Genomic DNA, 16863 nt, shown 5'->3' with positions numbered 1-16863 from the left:
AGTGCGCGGACGCGGCTTTTTTCACCGGCATAAAAAAACCGCACCATGAAAGATGCGGTTTCCAGTGAAGCAGCAGCGCAATGCAGTACTTGAATCAACCGCAGTACACGATGCTGTACTTCTTGGTCGCCACCGGCATATGCCACGTGCCCGAGAAGCCTTTGTGCAGGATGAAGGCGTCGCCGGCGGCATAGCGTTCGCTGCGGCCGTCGTCGCTGGTGATCACGACTTCGCCTTCGATCAGCACGCACACTTCGTGAATCGGCAGGTCGGCCAGCTTCAGTGTGCCCGCATCGCATTGCCACACGCCGGCTGAGAGCATGTTGGTGGCGTCGGAGTAAGCGTTGAGGGCGTGCGGTGCCTTGGCGCCGTCGAGAATGACGTCGGCCGGATCGTGCAGGGCCGGGTTCAGACCGGAAGCGCCAGGGCCTTTAGCGTCGATGCGGGTGAAAGTGATGTTGCTCATGTGTCTCTCCTGGTTGATTGGATCGAAATCGCACTCGTTGAGTCGAGGCGAAAAATGGATTCGAAGCCGGAGTCTGAGCCAAAGCTGCGTAGCGATGAATTTCGATTTGAAGACATTCAGATCGAACGGCGTCGATGTAAAGCAGGCGATGCCGCCGCGGGTGCGATTTGCCCCGCGTCTGACCTGACAACTTTCATATAGAGGACAAGCCTCATGCAACACGCCAAACAGTTTTATATCGACGGTCAGTGGGTCGACCCGGCCGAGCAGACCAACGCGGCCACACTCGATGTAATCGACCCGTCCACCGCCACCGCGTTCGCGCAGATTTCGCTCGGCAGCGCGGCGGATGTCGATCGCGCGGTCGCCGCCGCGAAGCGCGCGTTTCCTGCCTACAGCGAGACGACGATCGCGCAACGCATCGACTTGCTGCAAGCGATCCTCGACGTCTATCGCAAGCGCTATGACGACATGGTGCATGCAATCAGCCGCGAGATGGGCGCGCCGCTGCAGTACGCGAACGATGCGCAGGCATGGACCGGTGTCGCACATCTGGAGACCATGATCCGCACGCTCGACACCTTCGAGTTCGAGTACGTGAAGAGCGGCATTCTGATCCGCAAGGAAGCGGTCGGCGTGTGCGGGCTGATTACGCCGTGGAACTGGCCGGCCTTGCAGATCACCACCAAGGTCGCGCCCGCGCTCGCGGCCGGTTGCACGATGGTGCTCAAGCCTTCGGAACTGGCGCCGTTGTCCGCCATCGTCTTCGCCGAGATTCTCGACGAAGCGGGCGTGCCGGCCGGCGTGTTCAACCTCGTGAACGGCGAAGGCCGCACCGTGGGCGAAGCGATGTCGTCGCATCCGGACATCGACATGATGTCGTTTACCGGTTCGACGCGAGCGGGCGTGCAGGTCGCGAAGGCCGCGGCGGATACGGTCAAGCGCGTGCATCAGGAACTCGGCGGCAAATCGGCCAACCTGATTCTCGAAGACGCCGATCTGAAAGAAGCCGTGATGCGCGGCGCGCGTGCCTGTTTCGACAACAGCGGCCAGTCGTGCGATGCGCCCACGCGCATGTTCGTGCCGCGTGCGCGCGAAGCCGAAGCGCTGGCGTATGCGAAGGAAGCCGCGCAAGCATTGAACGTCGGTCCCGCGAATGCGAAGGGCACGGACCTTGGCCCCGTGATCAGCGAACAGCAGTTCGACAAGATCCAGCGGCTGATCGGCGTGGGCATCGAAGAGGGCGCGACGCTGGTGGCCGGCGGCGCGGGCCGCCCCGAAGGATTGAAGGACGGCTACTTCGTGCGGCCGACGGTATTCGGCAAGGTCACGCCGGACATGACGATCGCGCGCGAGGAAATCTTCGGCCCGGTCCTGTCGATCCTCGCCTACGACTCCGAAGACGAAGCGATCGCGATGGCCAACGACAGTCTCTACGGTCTCGCGGGCTACATTCAGTCCGGCTCGATCGAACACGCGCGTGCGGTGGCGAAGCACCTGCGCACCGGCACCATCTATCTGAACTACGCGGACTACAACCCCGAGGCGCCGTTCGGCGGTTTCAAGCAATCGGGCAATGGACGCGAGTACGGTGAGTTCGGTCTGGAGGACTTTCTGGAGATCAAGGGCGTGGTCGGTTACGAGGGTTGAATCTCTACCACGCGGCGAAATAACTAAAGCAGCAACTCGATCGAATGAAACAGCCGGCGCTGCTCGGGATCTTGCGAGCGCGCCCCTTCGTCGATCACTTCACGCAGGCATTCTAGAAAGCACGCGGCTGCCGGACTCGTCGGCGCGCCGCGGCGTGAAGTGATGCTGACGATGGTTTCATCCACCGTCTCGCGCAGCGGCAACGCCCACAACTGCTCCTTCGCGAGCGTCACTTCCACGAGCGGCCACGGAAAAATGCTGAGCATGTCCGTGTGTGCAAGCAAACCCAGCACGACCGCCAGCGAGTGCGCGAGCAGAATAGTGTGCGGCACCTGCATGCCGCGCTTGCGGAACACATTGTCCGAGATCGACTCGCGACTCGCCGGGTCCCAGTTCAAGATCCACTCCGCGTCTTCCAGTTCGAGCAGCGTGCGGCAGCCGGCCTTAGGATGATCGCGCCGCGCGACCACGGCCGAATGCGTGGAAAACAGCGGCACGTTGTGAAACTCCGATTGCGGCGAAGCGGGCGGCGGACGACCGATCGAGAAATCGAGGCTGCCGTCGCGCAAACGCGGCTGCACGACCGCGAGCAAGCCCTCGAAGAACTCCAGTTGCACTTCAGGCATGCGCTGCCGGAAGCGCTGCACTGCGGGCGGCAGAAACGTCAACGCGACCCACGGCGTGACGCCGATCGACAGCTTGCCGGCCGCCGCGCCGCGAAGCGCTTCGATCTCGGCTTGCGCCCGATGCAGTTGCCCCAACACCAGACGCGCATGCACGACCAGCGCGCGGCCGAACTCCGTAAACGCGACGCCGCTCGCGCTGCGCACCACCAGCGGCGCTTGCAGATCGGCTTCCAGTTCGCGCATCGCCTTGGTCACGGCGGCCGGCGACAAGTCCAGCGTACGGGCCGCGGCCCGGATACTTCCAGTATCGGCGATGGCCGCTAAGGTGCTGAGCTGATGAAGTTTCATCTGACAGGATGGCAAGAGGGTGGCAACCACGGGTTGCTGCCGCAACGATTTTACGCCTGCCGCTGGAAAATCGGCGTCGTTATGCTGGGTTCACGCTTTCAATGACGGAGACACGACGTGAACACCATGGCCATTCCGGCGGGCATCGCCGAACTCGAAGACGAAATGATCGCGCTGCGCCGCCAGATCCACGCGCATCCCGAACTGGCTTACGAAGAGTTCGCCACCGGCGACCTGGTCACCGAGCGCCTGCAGGAGTGGGGCTACACCGTGCATCGCGGGCTGGGTCAGACGGGCGTCGTCGGTCAATTGAAAGTCGGCAATGGCACACGCAAGCTCGGGCTGCGCGCGGACATGGACGCGCTGCCGATTCATGAAACCACCGGCCTGCCGTACGCGAGCAAGCTGCCCGGCAAGATGCACGCATGCGGTCACGACGGCCACACGGCCATGCTGCTCGCCGCCGCCAAACATCTGGCGCAGGAAAAATGCTTCGACGGCACGTTGAATCTGATTTTCCAGCCCGCCGAAGAGGGCCTGGCCGGCGCGAAAAAAATGCTCGAAGACGGCCTGTTCGACAAGTTTCCATGCGACGCGGCGTTCGCGATGCACAACATGCCGGGCTATCCGGCCGGCAAGTTCGGTTTCCTGCCGGGCTCGTTCATGGCTTCGTCGGATACGGTGATCATCAAGGTGACCGGGCGCGGCGGTCATGGCGCGGTGCCGCATAAGGCCGTCGATCCGGTGGTGGTGTGCGCGCAGATCGTGCTCGCGTTGCAGTCCATCGTGTCGCGCAATATCGCGCCGCTCGACATGGCGATCATCACCGTGGGCGCCATTCACGCGGGCGAAGCGCCGAACGTGATTCCCGAGACCGCCGAGATGCGCCTCTCGGTGCGCGCATTGAAACCTGAGGTTCGCGATTATCTGCAGGAGCGCATCACGGCGGTGGCGTGCGGGCAGGCGGCCGTGTTCGGCGCGCGTGCGGACGTGGACTATCAGCGTCGCTATCCGGTGCTCGTCAACGATGCGGCCATGACCGGGCTCGCGCGGCAAGTCGCGCTCGACTGGCTCGGCGATGACGGCCTGATTGCCGACATGCAACCGCTCACCGGCAGCGAAGACTTCGCGTTCCTGCTCGAGCGTTGCGCCGGCAGCTACCTGATCATCGGCAATGGCGACGGCGAGGGCGGTTGCATGGTCCACAACCCGGGCTACGATTTCAACGACGATTGCCTTGCCACCGGCGCCGCCTACTGGGTGAGACTTGCGCAGACGTTTCTGGCCTGACGCCACAGCGTTTGCATAAGCGGGCAAAACCGCCGCGCATCAGCAGGAAGACATCACGGAGACACAGATGGACTATTCCGCCACACCGCAACCCGCAGGCACCGACGCGTTGAGCATGCAGAGCACGCCGGCCGCGCAGCCTGCCGAACGCACGAGCCACGCCAAGGCGATTGCCGCGATCACGCTGGGCAACGGCCTTGAGTTTTTCGACTTCACGATCTACAGCTTCTTTGCGACGATCATCGGCAAGCTGTATTTCCCGGTGGAGGGGCAACTCGCACAATTGATGCTGGCGGTCGGCACGTTCGGCGTCGGTTTCATCATGCGGCCGGTGGGCGGCATCGTGCTTGGCGCGTATGCGGACCGCGCGGGTCGCAAGGCCGCGATGAGCCTCACGCTGTGGCTGATGACGCTGGGCTCCGCGATCATCGCGTTTGCGCCGACGTATGCGGCGATCGGGGTTGCCGCGCCGTTGCTCGTGATTCTCGCGCGCTTGATTCAGGGTTTTGCTTTGGGCGGTGAGGTCGGCGCGTCGACGTCGTTGTTGCTGGAGTATGGAAGCAATAAGACGCGTGGGTTCTACGGCAGTTGGCAGTTCGTGAGCCAGGGGTTGAATACGGTGTGCGGGTCATTGCTGGGCGTCGCGCTGGCGGCGGCGCTCTCGACTGCGGCGCTGGAGAGTTGGGGGTGGCGCGTGCCGTTTGTGATCGGCATGGCGATGGGGCCGATTGGGATTTATATTCGGCGGCATTTGAATGAGACGCTGCCTGGTGTGGAAGATGGCGCGGCGGGTTTGCAGGCGGGGTTGCAGCCTGTCTCGCAGCCGGTGCGTAAGTTGTTTCGCGAGCATTCGCGCGTGATCACGACGGGTGTGTTGACGACGATCGGTGGGACGGCGGCTAACTACATCGTGCTGTTTTATCTGTCCACTTACGCGATCAGGATCTTGCATTTGCCGATGTCGTCGGCGCTCTGGGCTGCGTGGACTGCTGCCGTGGTGACGGTGATCTGTTCGCCGTTTGCCGGCGCGTTGTCCGATCGCGTCGGGCGTAAGCATGTGTTGTGGGTTTCGCGCGTGTTGCTGATTGCGGCCGTGTATCCGGCGTTCATGGTGATCAATGCTTCGCCGACGGTGCCGGTTTTGCTGGCGGTGGTCGCTGGTTTGGCCGTGCTTGTTGCGTTTACCGCTGTGCCTAATATCGTCATGTTGCCGGAGATGTTTCCTCGCGAGATTCGTGCTACTGGGATGTCGATTGTTTATTGTCTCGGGGTTTCTATCTTTGGCGGGTTTGCGCAGTTTTTCGCTACTTGGTTGATTCAGGTTTCTGGTAGCAACCTCGCGCCGGCCTGGTATCTGATTGGGTGCGGGGTCGTTTCTTTGTTGCCGTTGCCGTTTATGCGGGAGACTGCGGGGCGGGATATTGGGTAGGTTTTTTGCCGGCGTGGCGGGTTGGGGTGTGTGCTCGCGGGTGTTGGCCTTTCCTTGTTTTGTTAGCGGTCTATTAGCGTTGCCCCTGTGCGGGGCGGCACTTACTTCTCTTTGCCGCCGCAAAGAGAAGTAAGCAAGAGAAAGCGGCTCAAACCGCTAATTCTTAAGCGGGTTCCTCGCGCAGCCGCGGTAGTGGTGCATCTGGAATCTGTGATCTCGCACACTCCGCGTGAATGACACAGCAGTCATTCTTCCGGCGGCGCTGCGCGCGCCGTCGCGGTCGTTCAGCTGCGCAGCGCTCGAGGTTGGTCGACTGTTGTCCGGTCGGCGCGGTGTTTGCATCCGATGACGCGTGATCGGTTTGTATGGATTCCTGCATTGTCCGCGCACGGCTGCCGGTGCCACGTTGGAAGAGTAGATGACGTGGCAAGAACGGCAGTTTGAAGGATCACCCACAAAAATGCGGACAGGTTCCCGCGCGCCTACGAGCCGCCCGCGAGAAAACTGCCAACGTCTCGACGAGACGCTCAAGCGCAAAGCCGTCAACGGTACTGAACGACCGCAACGGCGCGCGCAGCGCCGCCGGAAGAATGACTGCTGTGTCATTCACGCGGAGTGTGCGAGAACACAGATTCCAGATGCACCACTACCGCGACTGCGCGGGGGACCCGCTTATGAGCTAGCGGTGTGAGCCGCTTTCTCTTGCTTACTTCTCTTTGCGGCGGCAAAGAGAAGTAAGTGCCGCCCCGCACAGGGGCAACACTAATAGACCACTAACAAATCAAGGAAAGGCCAACACCCACGAGAACACCAGCACCCCGCCACGCCGTCAAAACCCCCACTCCAAATCACCGCACCGCCGACTCCCCCCCATCCGCCACCGGCGCCTCATCCTCAGCCGCCGCATCGCGCGTTTCGGGCATCGCCGCCCACACCAGCAAAACAGCCAACGCCCCAGCCGCAGCCAATCCAAAAAAGCTAACCGCATTGCCAAACCGATCGGCAACAAATCCAGCAGCGGTAGTACTCAACGTAGCCCCAACCCCAGCCGCCAAGCCAAACAACCCAATACAGAGGTTATAACGCCCCTTACCGCCGGCCACATCGGCGGCAATCAACGGCAGCATCACCCCGAACACAGCGGCACTCAACCCGTCGAGCATCTGCACCGGCACCAGCAAATAAGGGCTGCTGATTCCAGCAAACAACAACGCCCGTATCGGCAAAGCCGAAAACCCGAGCAGCAAAATAGGCCGACGCCCCCATCGCTCGGCCGAGCGCCCGACCCACGGCGACATCATCGCCACGATCGCCTGCGGCACGATGATGCACGCCGCAATCACGAGCTGCACGTTGTCGCCCATGCCGGCCGTCACTTCGCCGGCGGCGAGATTCAGCATCGCCGCATTCGACAAATGGAACAGCACGATGCACGCCGCGAACAACAGCATCCGCTTGTCGCGCAGCAACTCGCGCAGGCTCTCGCGACGCTCGATCTGCTGCGGCGTCGGTCCGGCTTTAGGAAGCTCGACGGTGTCGGTGCGCTGGATTATCGTCAACGCGAACAGCGCGGGCACGGCGAGCGCGGCGGTCAGCCAGAACACCGCGCGCGGCGAATAGTACTCGCCGAACACGCCCATCAGCCCAGCCGCGACCGCGCTGCCGATCGACGCCCAGCGCGCGTTGCGCCCCAGCCGGTCACCGAGATTCGCGCGTCCCACCAGCGCGAACGAGATCGCGGCGAGCGCCGGTGTCAGCATGCAGCTCGCGAAGCCGTGAAAGACCTCGGCGGCGATCACCGGCAGCACCGTCGGACTCACGGCCAGCAGCACCGCGCTCAGGATGATCGCGAAGATCGCCCAGGCCGCGGCGCCTTTCTTGTTGCGCAGGGCATCGACAGCGGCGCCGCCGGGCACCTGGCTCACCATCGCGCTGATGGTGCCCACGGAGAGCGCCATGCCGATCTCGCCCTGCGTCCATTTATGCGAGGCCAGATAGGACGCGATGAACGGTCCAAAACCCGTTTGCACGTTGGCGACGAAAAAATTCAGCCAATCGAGCGCGCGCAGGCTGCGCGCCGTTACCAGAGTGCGGCCTGTCATCGGGCCGCCCGTGCGTTGGATACCGCCGTGGACGTGGCCGCGGCGGCGGGCGCGGAAGCAGGAGCGGGCGCCGCTGGCGGCGCCGGCGACACCGCGCGTATCGGTTTGTCGCTTGCGTAAGGCGGCGTCGCGTTGATCTGCGCATCGCTCAGATCGATGAGCGGATGCAACTCCTTATCTTTCGTGACGAAACGCAGCGCCGACCAGTTGGCGGCAATCGTGCGCCGTTCCGTGCTGACCATGCCGTTAACGTCGAGTACGACCGCCTGCGGCTGCGCATTGGCATCGATCAACACGTCGATCACGCGGCCGACCTTGGCGCCGTTCGAACGCTCGACGGTGGCGTCGATCAGCGGCAATTGCACGGCAGCCGCGGCGGCCTTGGCCGCGTTCGCCGGAATCGCCGCGGCATTGAGCGTGATGGGCGCAGCCTTCGCGGCCGGCGTGAAGCGGAACGCGCTCCACGGGAAGTTCACCTTGCGGTCGCCCACGCCCAGGAAGCCTTGCAAATTCACGACCATCTCACGCGGCTTGCCGCCAGCGTCGGCGATCAGATCGACCGCACGTCCGACCACCTTGCCGTCGGGCTTCTGCACTTCGCTATCGAGCAGCGCGTGCGCCTCCTTGCGCTCGATGGTGCGCAGCACGATCAGCGGCGGAGGCGGCGGCGGAGGCGGCGGAGGCGCCGTGACAACAGGCGGCGGAGGCTCGACCTTGTGCGGCTTGACGACCGGCTTCCTCGGCTTTTTCGATTGCTCGGGTTCGGCCGCTTCGGTCTCGACCGGTTCGGGCGCGGAGGCGGCCACGGGCGCGCTGGCCGGCTCGACGGGCATCACCGTGGCGTCGACGATCGGCGCCTGCTGCGGGCCCCACAGCAGACTGCAACCGGACAGCGCGAACAGCGCGAACACAGCAAGAAGCAAGAGACGCCAGGCAGGACGCGAAAAACCGCCGCTCATCAAGAAGGACTCCATGGGCCGGTGCGGACGGGCGCAGTGGGCCGCCGCAGTTAAGACATGTACGGGCCAGAGTGTAACCCGCGAGGTCGGGCGGCCCCGGTTTTGCAGGCGATCTGACAGGCTGGCGATAGCACGGTTCATGCCGCGCCCGGCCGATTCAGCAGATCGTCGAACTCCGTTTTCAACCGTGAAAGCCCTCAAAACCCTTTCATATCCATGTGACAAACCGTAGGTGTAAACGCGCGGGCGGCGCAGCTACTTTGGCTTCCCCTAAAGGATATAAGCATCGCGACATGTCAGGCATGCCATCCATGCGATGGGAGATATATTTGTGTTGCCCTACATTTCGAGACAGCAAAAAGACCCCACCCACATTAAACCAACGCAACGAGACGACCCTGATGGCGACCGCACCGGCGGCCGCTTCAGCACGCTGATAAAGGAGGCACTCATCATGATGGAACCCCACGCCCAACCGATTTCTGAAGTCGGCGCCGAATCATTCGACGGAAAGGGCTTTTTCGACCGCTATTTCGAAATCTCCTCGCGCGGCAGTTCGCAGCGTCAGGAAATCGTCGCGGGTATCACGACCTTCCTCGCGATGGTCTATTCCGTGTTCGTCGTGCCAGGCATGTTCGGCAAGGCGGGCTTCGACACCAGCGCGGTGTTCGTCGCCGTGTGTCTGACCACGGCGTTCGGCTCGCTGCTGATGGGCGTGTGGGCACGCCTGCCGATCGCGATCGGCTGCGCGATTTCGCTGACGGCGTTCACCGCGTTCGGCCTCGTGCTCGGCAAAGGTCTGCATCCGAACGTCGCGCTCGGCGCGGTGTTTCTGATGGGCGTGGTGTTCACCGCGATTTCGGTGACGGGCGTGCGTTCGTGGATTCTGCGCAATCTGCCGACGGGCATCGCGCACGGCACGGGCATCGGCATCGGCCTGTTCCTGCTGCTGATCGCCGCCAACGACGTGGGCCTCGTCGTCAAGAATCCGGGCGCGGGTCTGCCGGTCGCGCTCGGCAACATCACGGCGTTGCCGGCCATCATGTCGGTGGCGGGTCTCGCGGCCATCTTCGGTCTGGTGCGCCGCCGCGTGCCGGGCTCGATCCTGCTCGTGATCGTGACGATTTCGGCGATTGCGTTCGTGATCGATCCGGCCATGTCGTTCCACGGCGTGTTCGCGGTGCCGTCGCTCAGCGCGCCGGGTCACGCTTCGCTGATCGGTGCGATGGACATCAAGGGCGCGTTGTCGATGGCGGTGCTGCCTAGCGTGCTGGCTCTGGTGATGACCGCGGTGTTCGACGCCACCGGCACGATCCGCGCCGTCGCGGGACAAGCGGGGCAACTCGATGAAAACGGCCGCATCATCAACGGTGGCCGCGCCTTGACGGCCGACTCGCTGAGCTCGATTTTCTCGGGCCTGCTCGGCGGCGCGCCGGCTGCTGCGTATATCGAATCGACGGTCGGCGTGGCGGCAGGCGCGAAGACCGGCATGGCCGCGGCGGTGGTCGGTCTGCTGTTCCTCGTGGTGATGTTCTTCTCGCCGCTTGCGGCCCTCGTGCCTTCGTATGCAACGGCGCCCGCGCTGATGTACGTGGGTCTGCTGATGCTCTCGAACGTCAGCAAGCTGCATATGGACGACATGGTCGACTCGATGTCGGGCCTGATGTGCGCGGTGTTCATCGTGCTGACCGCCAACATCGTGACGGGCATCATGCTCGGCTTCGCGACGCTGGTGATCGGCCGCGTGGTCAGCGGCGAATATCGCAAGCTGAACGTGGGCACGGTTGTCATCGCGGTCGTGCTGGTCGGTTTCTATCTCGGCGGCTGGGCGATCTGATCGTTAGGTCATGACCTCGGGCGCTGCCCGGGTCTTGCCGGGTTGCAGTATCGATCTGTTGAATCTGTGCTGGAAAGCGAGAGCAGGGCGGTGCGTTTCTGGCTGCTTTGCTTGAGCCTGTAGTCGTTTGTTCTCCACCTTTGACGCGGCGCGTTGCAGGCTCGATCTGCAGCACGCCGCGTATCTTTTTGCCGTGCTTCCCACTTTACGTTCCGCGCGTTTTACGAAAACGCGTACCTGTCCTTGACTTTAGCTGCTTCGTTTCTATACTTAACCTCATGGTTAAGTTTAACGAAGCACTACTCGATCGCACTTTTGCGGCGCTCTCCGACCCGACGCGCCGTGCGTTGCTCGCGCGTCTATCGTCGAAAGATCTGTCGGTCAGCGAACTCGCCGAGCCGTTTGCGATGTCTTTGCCCGCTGTGATGAAACACCTCGACGTGTTGAGCGAGGCGGGTCTCATCACGCGCAGCAAAACCGGCCGCACGGTGGCGTGCCGCCTGTCCGCCGGGCCGATGGAAGAAGCCATGGAATGGCTTGGCCGCTATCAGCGCTTCTGGTCCGAATCACTCGATCGTCTTGCCGCTTTCGTCGAAGAGGAACAAGCGCCATGTCCACCCAGCCCAGCCTCACCCTCCAGCGGCGTCTCAACGCCGCGCCCGCCAAAGTCTTCCGCGCCTGGACGGAACCGGCGCAATTCATGACGTGGATGCATCCGGGCGGCGCGGACGTGGTGCGCGTGGAAATGGATGTGCGCGTCGACGGACGTTACGCGATCGTTTATCGCAAGCCGGACGGCAACGAGGTCGAGGTCGGCGGTCAGTATCTGGAGGTGGTCCCCGACCGCAAGCTCGTCTTCACATGGGTGTGGCGCTACAGCCCCGAACATGAATCGCAGGTCACGCTGCTGCTGGAACCGGACGGCGACGCCACATGGCTCACGCTCACGCACGAACGTCTCGCCGACGAAGCGCAGTGCGAGGATCATCGCCGCGGCTGGACCGATGGGATCGATTCGCTGGAACGCTACGTGGCGTGAGTTCGTTTGTTTTCGTTAGTCTGCTCGATGCAGGGAAGGAGACGCATATGGAACCGCAACACCGTACGGGATCGAGAGAGGAGTGGCTGGCCGCCAGCAAGGCATTGTTAGCCGAAGAAAAAGCGCACATGCGCGCCGGCGACGAACTCGCGCGCAAACGTCGCGAGCTGCCTTGGGTCAGGGTGGATAAGACTTATACCTTCGATACACCGCAGGGCCGCAAGACGCTGGCCGATCTGTTCGATGGACGCAGCCAGTTGATCGTCTATCACTTCATGCTCGGCGCGGATTGGGAAGAAGGCTGCGTCGGCTGCTCGTTCCTGTCGGATCATATGACGGGGATCGTCACGCATCTCGAGCATCACGACGTATCGTACGTGACGGTGTCACATGCGCCGCTCGCGAAGATCGAGGGTTTCAAAAAGCGCATGGGCTGGACGTTTCCGTGGGTGTCATCGGCCGGCAGCGATTTCAATTTCGACTACCACGTGTCGTTCACGCCCGAACAGTTGGAGAGCAAGAAGGCGTTCTACAACTTCACCGAGCAGGACGTCGGCATCGACGAGCAACACGGCCATAGCGTGTTCTACAAGGACGAGAAGGGCGACGTGTATCACACGTATTCCGTCTACGGACGCGGCGACGAGCGCTTCATCAACACCTACGCGCATCTGGACGTCACGCCGAAGGGCCGCAATGAAGACCGCAGTCTGACCGATTGGGTCAGACATCACGACCGCTATGAAGAGAACCCGCAAGGTGGTTGCGCCGCTTGTGGTTCCTGATGGTGGCAGCGCTAACCCGGATCTGCGCGGCTAGATGGGGACGTCATGCACTTTGGCGTCCCGCTTCGTAAAACAGCGCGAAGATCAACGCGCTCGTGTTCAGAGCGACATGTCGAAGGCGGGCCTGAGGAACAGTTCGATCGCCATCACGACGAGTCCCATCGCGGCCGCTGACAACGTCAGCGTGCCGTATTCGTCGTAGCGTGCATCGTAAAGACACGCCACGACGAAGAGAATCGCCAGCAGATTAGTCAGCCAATCGAAATTCAGCGCCAAAGTCATCGATCAAATCCGGGCTCATGTGCGGCTCGGATTGTCGAATCGCACGGTCAGGTGAGCGCGATTCTATCGAGTCGAGCTTACGGATTCGCAACGACAACGCTTACACTAATTACGCTTTGGGATGCGCCATCAGCGCCCGGAAGAGCCTCTTGCGGGGCACTTCCGGACGCCTGAATGGAAATCCCCTTGGCTTAAGCCACGGACGGCGTCTGCTGCGCAGACATCATGTCGTGCTCGATCCAGTCGATCACCGACGTGCGGCTCGGTTGCCATCCAAGCAGCTTGCGGGCGCGGTCACCGCGCACGCGGCTGTTCGAGCCGAGCCCGTACGAGGCCATTTCGTAGCCCCATTCCTTTTGCGCGTCTTCGAGCGGCCAGTCTTGCGGCTCGCCGAGCTTCATCGCGCGCGCAATCGCGGCGCTCATGTCGCGGAACGACGCCTCGCCGCTTTCGACGAAGTAGAAGGTGCCCGCCGGCGTCTTGTCCAACGCGAGGCGATACAGTTCGGCGACGTCGTCGATAAACACGTTCGACCAGATGTTGCCGCCGCTGCCCACATGACGCACCACGCCGTTCTTCTGCGCCTGACGCACGAGGCGCGGCAATTGCACGCTCGCGCTGCCCGGCACCGCACCGTGGCCGTAGATCAGCGTGTTGCACAGCACGGCCGAGCGGATATTCAGCTTGGCCGAATTGAGCACCAGCAGGTCGATCGCGACGCGCGCCACTTTGTCGGGAGTCGGCTCGGGCAGCGCGTCCTCGTGATAGATGCGCGCCTGACCCGCTTCGCCGCCCGACGCATCGCCGACGATGCTTGAACCGCTCGTATGCAGAAACGTTTTGCCGGAGCCGGCGAGTCCGTCGATCAGCGCTTTCACCGCGCCTTCATGATCGCTGCTCGCGGCGTTGATGACGGCGTCGGCGGCTTGCGCTTCGGCGATCAGCAACGCGCGGTCGTCGAGCGTGCCGATTACGGGTTCGATGCCGAGGCGTTGCAGTTCGGCGCTCTGTTCGGGGTTGCGGATCAAACCGCGCACGGTGTGGCCGGCGCGCGCCAGATGTGCTGCGATCGAGCCGCCGATGAAACCGCTTGCACCTGTGATGAAAATCTCCAAGACGTTCTCCTTGATGAGAAACACGATGACATGCACGCAGTATCCGCCGACTTGATTCTCGCAAAAACCGTGTTAGTCTCAAATCAATCTTGATTTGAAATCAACAATGAAAACTTCCACCGACGAGTTGCTGGTGTTCGTCACGGTGATCGACAGCGGTTCGATTACCGCGGCCGCGGAGAAACTGAATCAGACCGTCTCCGGCGTGAGCCGCGCGCTCACGCGCCTCGAAAAGAAACTCGATACCGCGTTGGTGAGGCGCACGACGCGCCGTCTGCAACTCACCGAAGAGGGCGAAACCTTCCTGCAGCGCGCGCGAGCGATTCTGGACGCGATGGAAGAGGCCGAGGAATCCGTCACGCGCGGACGCGAGCGGCCATCGGGGCGCCTGCGGGTCGATGCCGCGTCGCCCTTCATGCTGCATTGCGTGGCCCCGCATATGACGGCGTTTTCGGCGCTGTATCCGGAGATCAGGCTGGAGCTGACCAGCAATGAACGGATCGTGGATCTGCTGGAGCAGAAGGTGGACATCGCGATCCGCATCGGCGAATTGCAGGATTCGACTTTGCATGCGCGCGCCCTCGGCACCAGCAAGCTGCGTGTGCTCGCGAGTCCGGCGTATCTGGCCGAATATGGCGAGCCGAAATCGGTGGAAGCGTTGCGCGAGCATCGGCTGATCGGCTTTACGGCGCCGGAGCATCTGAACCGCTGGCCGTTGCGGGAAGGGCGCAAGGGCGGCGCGGAATCGCTGAAGATCGAACCGGCGATCACCGCATCGAGCGGCGAGACATTGCGGCAACTGGTGCTGTCGGGATGGGGCATCGCCTGTCTCGCCGATTTCATGAGCGCGGCCGACGTGCGCGAAAAGCGTCTCGTGCCGATTCTCGGCAACGTGCTGGCGGACGAGCGGCAGCGGGTGAGCGCGGTGTATTACCAGAGCGCGTCGCTGGCGGGGCGCGTGCAGTGTTTTCTGGATTTCATCGCAGCGCGCGTGAAGCTTTAGCGGCGCTATTTCATCCGTGGTCGAATCAGCTGAAGCCCGCGGCTCGCCTGAGCGCGCGGGCTTTTTTGCGTCGTATCGAGTCGTCTCTTCTATAACGCTTTTAAAGGCCGCAAAGCAGGCCGCAAAGCGCGCCGATTCACGGACCACATATTTTTTACGCCTCGCACTTGCGATTTTGAACGTGTATATACAAGTTGAGATCCGAGGCGCTCATAAGGCAACCCGCAGCGCGGAGCCGCAGGAAATTCCGGCAGACGCAAGATCCAAGCCAAGCTTACGTTTCACCCTAATGGAAACCCCTGGGCCGAAACCTCAAAAAACAAGTTGTATATACAAGCCGACGCCGCTAGACTTCTCTCAAATTGTATAGACAGGACGACAACCATGATCACTCTGAAGCCCGGCTACCTGACCCTCCCGCAACTGCGCCAGATCGCACGCGAGCACGTCGCGTTGCAACTCGATCCCGCCAGCCACGCCGCGATCGACGCCTGCGCGCAAGCCGTGGCCGATATCGCCGCGAAGGGCGAACCGGCCTACGGCATCAACACGGGCTTCGGGCGCCTTGCCAGCACGCATATTCCGCACGACCAGCTCGAACTGCTGCAACGCAATCTGGTGCTCTCGCATGCAGTCGGTGTGGGTGAGCCGATGTCGCGTCCGGTGGTGCGCCTGTTGATCGCGCTGAAGCTATCGAGCCTCGGCCGTGGTCACTCGGGCATCCGCCGCGAAGTGATGGAAGCGCTGATCACGCTGTACAACGCCGACGTGCTGCCGGTCATTCCGGTAAAGGGTTCGGTCGGCGCATCGGGCGACCTCGCGCCGCTCGCGCATATGTCGGCCACGCTGCTCGGCGTCGGCGAAGTGTTCGCCAAGGGCGAGCGCATGCCGGCCACCGAAGGCCTCGCGCTCGTCGGCCTCAAGCCGCTCACGCTGCAAGCCAAGGAAGGTCTGGCGCTGCTGAACGGCACGCAGGCTTCGACCGCGCTCGCGCTCTACAACATGTTCGCCATCGAAGACCTGTACCGCACCGCGCTGGTGTCGGGCGCGTTGTCGGTGGACGCGGCCATGGGTTCGGTCAAGCCGTTCGACGCGCGCATTCACGAACTGCGCGGCCACCAAGGCCAGATCGATGCGGCCGGGGCGTACCGCTCGCTGCTGCAAGGCTCGGGCATCAACGTCTCGCACGCCGATTGCGACAAGGTGCAGGATCCGTACAGCTTGCGCTGCCAGCCGCAAGTGATGGGCGCGTGTCTGGATCAGATGCGCCACGCCGCCAACGTGCTGCTGCTCGAAGCGAACGCGGTCTCCGACAATCCGCTGATTTTCCCGGACACGGGCGAAGTGCTGTCGGGCGGTAATTTCCACGCGGAGCCGGTCGCCTTCGCCGCCGACAACCTCGCGCTCGCCGCCGCCGAAATCGGCGCACTGGCCGAACGCCGCATCGCGCTGCTGATCGACGCGACGCTGTCGGGTCTGCCGCCGTTCCTCGTTCGCGACGGTGGCGTGAATTCGGGCTTCATGATCGCTCACGTCACGGCCGCCGCGCTCGCTTCGGAAAACAAGACGCTCGCGCATCCGGCTTCGGTCGATTCGCTGCCCACGTCGGCGAATCAGGAAGACCACGTGTCGATGGCGACGTTCGCTGCGCGCAAGCTCGGCGACATTGCTGAAAACACCGCGAACATCCTGTCGATCGAATTGCTCGCCGCCGCGCAAGGCGTCGATCTGCGCGCGCCGCACAAGACCAGCCCGAGCCTGCAGAAAGTGATGGACGCAGTGCGCAAGGACGTCGCGCATTACGAGCTCGACCATTACTTCGCACCGGATATCGCGGCGGTCACGCGTCTCGTGCAGGACGGCACGATCGCGAAGCTGAGCCCGCTTTCCTTCGCGTCCGAACAGTAAGCAGTCAGCGAGGCACAGCAAGCC

15 protein-coding genes are annotated in these 16863 nt (G+C 62.8%); 9 read left to right on the top strand and 6 right to left on the bottom strand.

The features are described from left to right. Positions 1-94 precede the first annotated feature (94 nt). A complete protein-coding gene (locus ACFSNN_RS40880; RefSeq protein ID WP_012432544.1) occupies positions 95-466 on the bottom strand; it encodes a cupin domain-containing protein in 372 nt (123 codons plus the stop codon). A gap of 213 nt (positions 467-679) precedes the next feature. On the opposite strand from ACFSNN_RS40880, the gene ACFSNN_RS40875 reads away from it, so the two are divergent. Continuing rightward, a complete protein-coding gene (locus ACFSNN_RS40875) occupies positions 680-2116 on the top strand; it encodes an aldehyde dehydrogenase family protein (RefSeq protein WP_134456489.1) in 1437 nt (478 codons plus the stop codon). A 23-nt stretch (positions 2117-2139) separates the two neighbouring features. On the opposite strand, the gene ACFSNN_RS40870 is transcribed toward ACFSNN_RS40875, so the two are convergent. After that, positions 2140-3090: a LysR substrate-binding domain-containing protein gene (locus tag ACFSNN_RS40870; protein ID WP_134456488.1), complete on the bottom strand. Its 951-nt coding sequence runs from the start codon at positions 3088-3090 to the stop codon at positions 2140-2142. A gap of 117 nt (positions 3091-3207) precedes the next feature. On the opposite strand from ACFSNN_RS40870, the gene ACFSNN_RS40865 reads away from it, so the two are divergent. Together ACFSNN_RS40865 and ACFSNN_RS40860 are read left to right on the top strand one after the other, a co-directional pair. After that, positions 3208-4380 carry a M20 aminoacylase family protein gene (locus ACFSNN_RS40865; protein ID WP_134456487.1) on the top strand — a complete coding sequence of 391 codons (1173 nt, stop codon included), beginning with the start codon at positions 3208-3210 and terminating at the stop codon, positions 4378-4380. 67 nt (positions 4381-4447) lie between these two features. Beyond that, a complete protein-coding gene (locus ACFSNN_RS40860; protein WP_208949473.1) occupies positions 4448-5809 on the top strand; it encodes an MFS transporter in 1362 nt (453 codons plus the stop codon). Positions 5810-6657: 848 nt separating this feature from the next. Here the strand turns inward: ACFSNN_RS40860 and ACFSNN_RS40855 are convergent. Together ACFSNN_RS40855 and ACFSNN_RS40850 are read right to left on the bottom strand one after the other, a co-directional pair. After that, entirely contained in the window at positions 6658-7911 is a 1254-nt protein-coding gene (locus tag ACFSNN_RS40855; RefSeq protein WP_134456486.1) for an MFS transporter, read from the bottom strand. Further along, on the bottom strand, positions 7908-8870 hold the full coding sequence (locus ACFSNN_RS40850) for a PRC-barrel domain-containing protein (protein ID WP_134456485.1): 963 nt from the start codon (positions 8868-8870) through the stop codon (positions 7908-7910). Before ACFSNN_RS40850 ends, ACFSNN_RS40855 begins: the two co-directional genes overlap by 4 nt. Positions 8871-9324: 454 nt before the next feature. Here ACFSNN_RS40850 and ACFSNN_RS40845 point away from each other — a divergent pair, with 454 nt between their 5' ends. From ACFSNN_RS40845 to ACFSNN_RS40830, 4 genes are all read left to right on the top strand, one after another. Beyond that, entirely contained in the window at positions 9325-10707 is a 1383-nt protein-coding gene (locus tag ACFSNN_RS40845) for an NCS2 family permease (protein ID WP_134456484.1), read from the top strand. A 278-nt stretch (positions 10708-10985) separates the two neighbouring features. Further along, positions 10986-11411 carry an ArsR/SmtB family transcription factor gene (locus ACFSNN_RS40840; protein ID WP_041758365.1) on the top strand — a complete coding sequence of 142 codons (426 nt, stop codon included), beginning with the start codon at positions 10986-10988 and terminating at the stop codon, positions 11409-11411. Next, the gene (locus ACFSNN_RS40835; RefSeq protein ID WP_134456483.1) at positions 11318-11746 is read left to right on the top strand and encodes an SRPBCC family protein; all 429 of its coding nucleotides are present in this window, start codon (positions 11318-11320) and stop codon (positions 11744-11746) included. Before ACFSNN_RS40840 ends, ACFSNN_RS40835 begins: the two co-directional genes overlap by 94 nt. 47 nt (positions 11747-11793) lie before the next feature. Then, positions 11794-12531, top strand: coding sequence for a DUF899 domain-containing protein (locus ACFSNN_RS40830; RefSeq protein ID WP_134456482.1), 738 nt, complete (start codon positions 11794-11796; stop codon positions 12529-12531). A gap of 99 nt (positions 12532-12630) precedes the next feature. On the opposite strand, the gene ACFSNN_RS40825 is transcribed toward ACFSNN_RS40830, so the two are convergent. Both ACFSNN_RS40825 and ACFSNN_RS40820 read right to left on the bottom strand, forming a co-directional pair. Further along, entirely contained in the window at positions 12631-12813 is a 183-nt protein-coding gene (locus ACFSNN_RS40825; protein ID WP_012432554.1) for a hypothetical protein, read from the bottom strand. A gap of 191 nt (positions 12814-13004) precedes the next feature. Beyond that, positions 13005-13928, bottom strand: coding sequence for an NAD-dependent epimerase/dehydratase family protein (locus tag ACFSNN_RS40820; RefSeq protein ID WP_134456481.1), 924 nt, complete (start codon positions 13926-13928; stop codon positions 13005-13007). 106 nt (positions 13929-14034) lie between these two features. Between ACFSNN_RS40820 and ACFSNN_RS40815 the strand changes: the two genes are divergently transcribed. After that, the gene (locus ACFSNN_RS40815) at positions 14035-14931 is read left to right on the top strand and encodes a LysR family transcriptional regulator (protein ID WP_012432556.1); all 897 of its coding nucleotides are present in this window, start codon (positions 14035-14037) and stop codon (positions 14929-14931) included. A 384-nt stretch (positions 14932-15315) separates the two neighbouring features. Further along, the gene (hutH, locus tag ACFSNN_RS40810; protein ID WP_134456480.1) at positions 15316-16839 is read left to right on the top strand and encodes a histidine ammonia-lyase; all 1524 of its coding nucleotides are present in this window, start codon (positions 15316-15318) and stop codon (positions 16837-16839) included. Positions 16840-16863 lie beyond the last annotated feature (24 nt).

It is taken from the genome of Paraburkholderia dipogonis, assembly GCF_042680985.1.
Classification (GTDB): Bacteria; Pseudomonadota; Gammaproteobacteria; order Burkholderiales; family Burkholderiaceae; genus Paraburkholderia; species Paraburkholderia phytofirmans.
The sequence above is the reverse complement of the archived record's forward strand: the minus strand, read 5'-3'. Positions and strand labels throughout refer to the sequence as shown.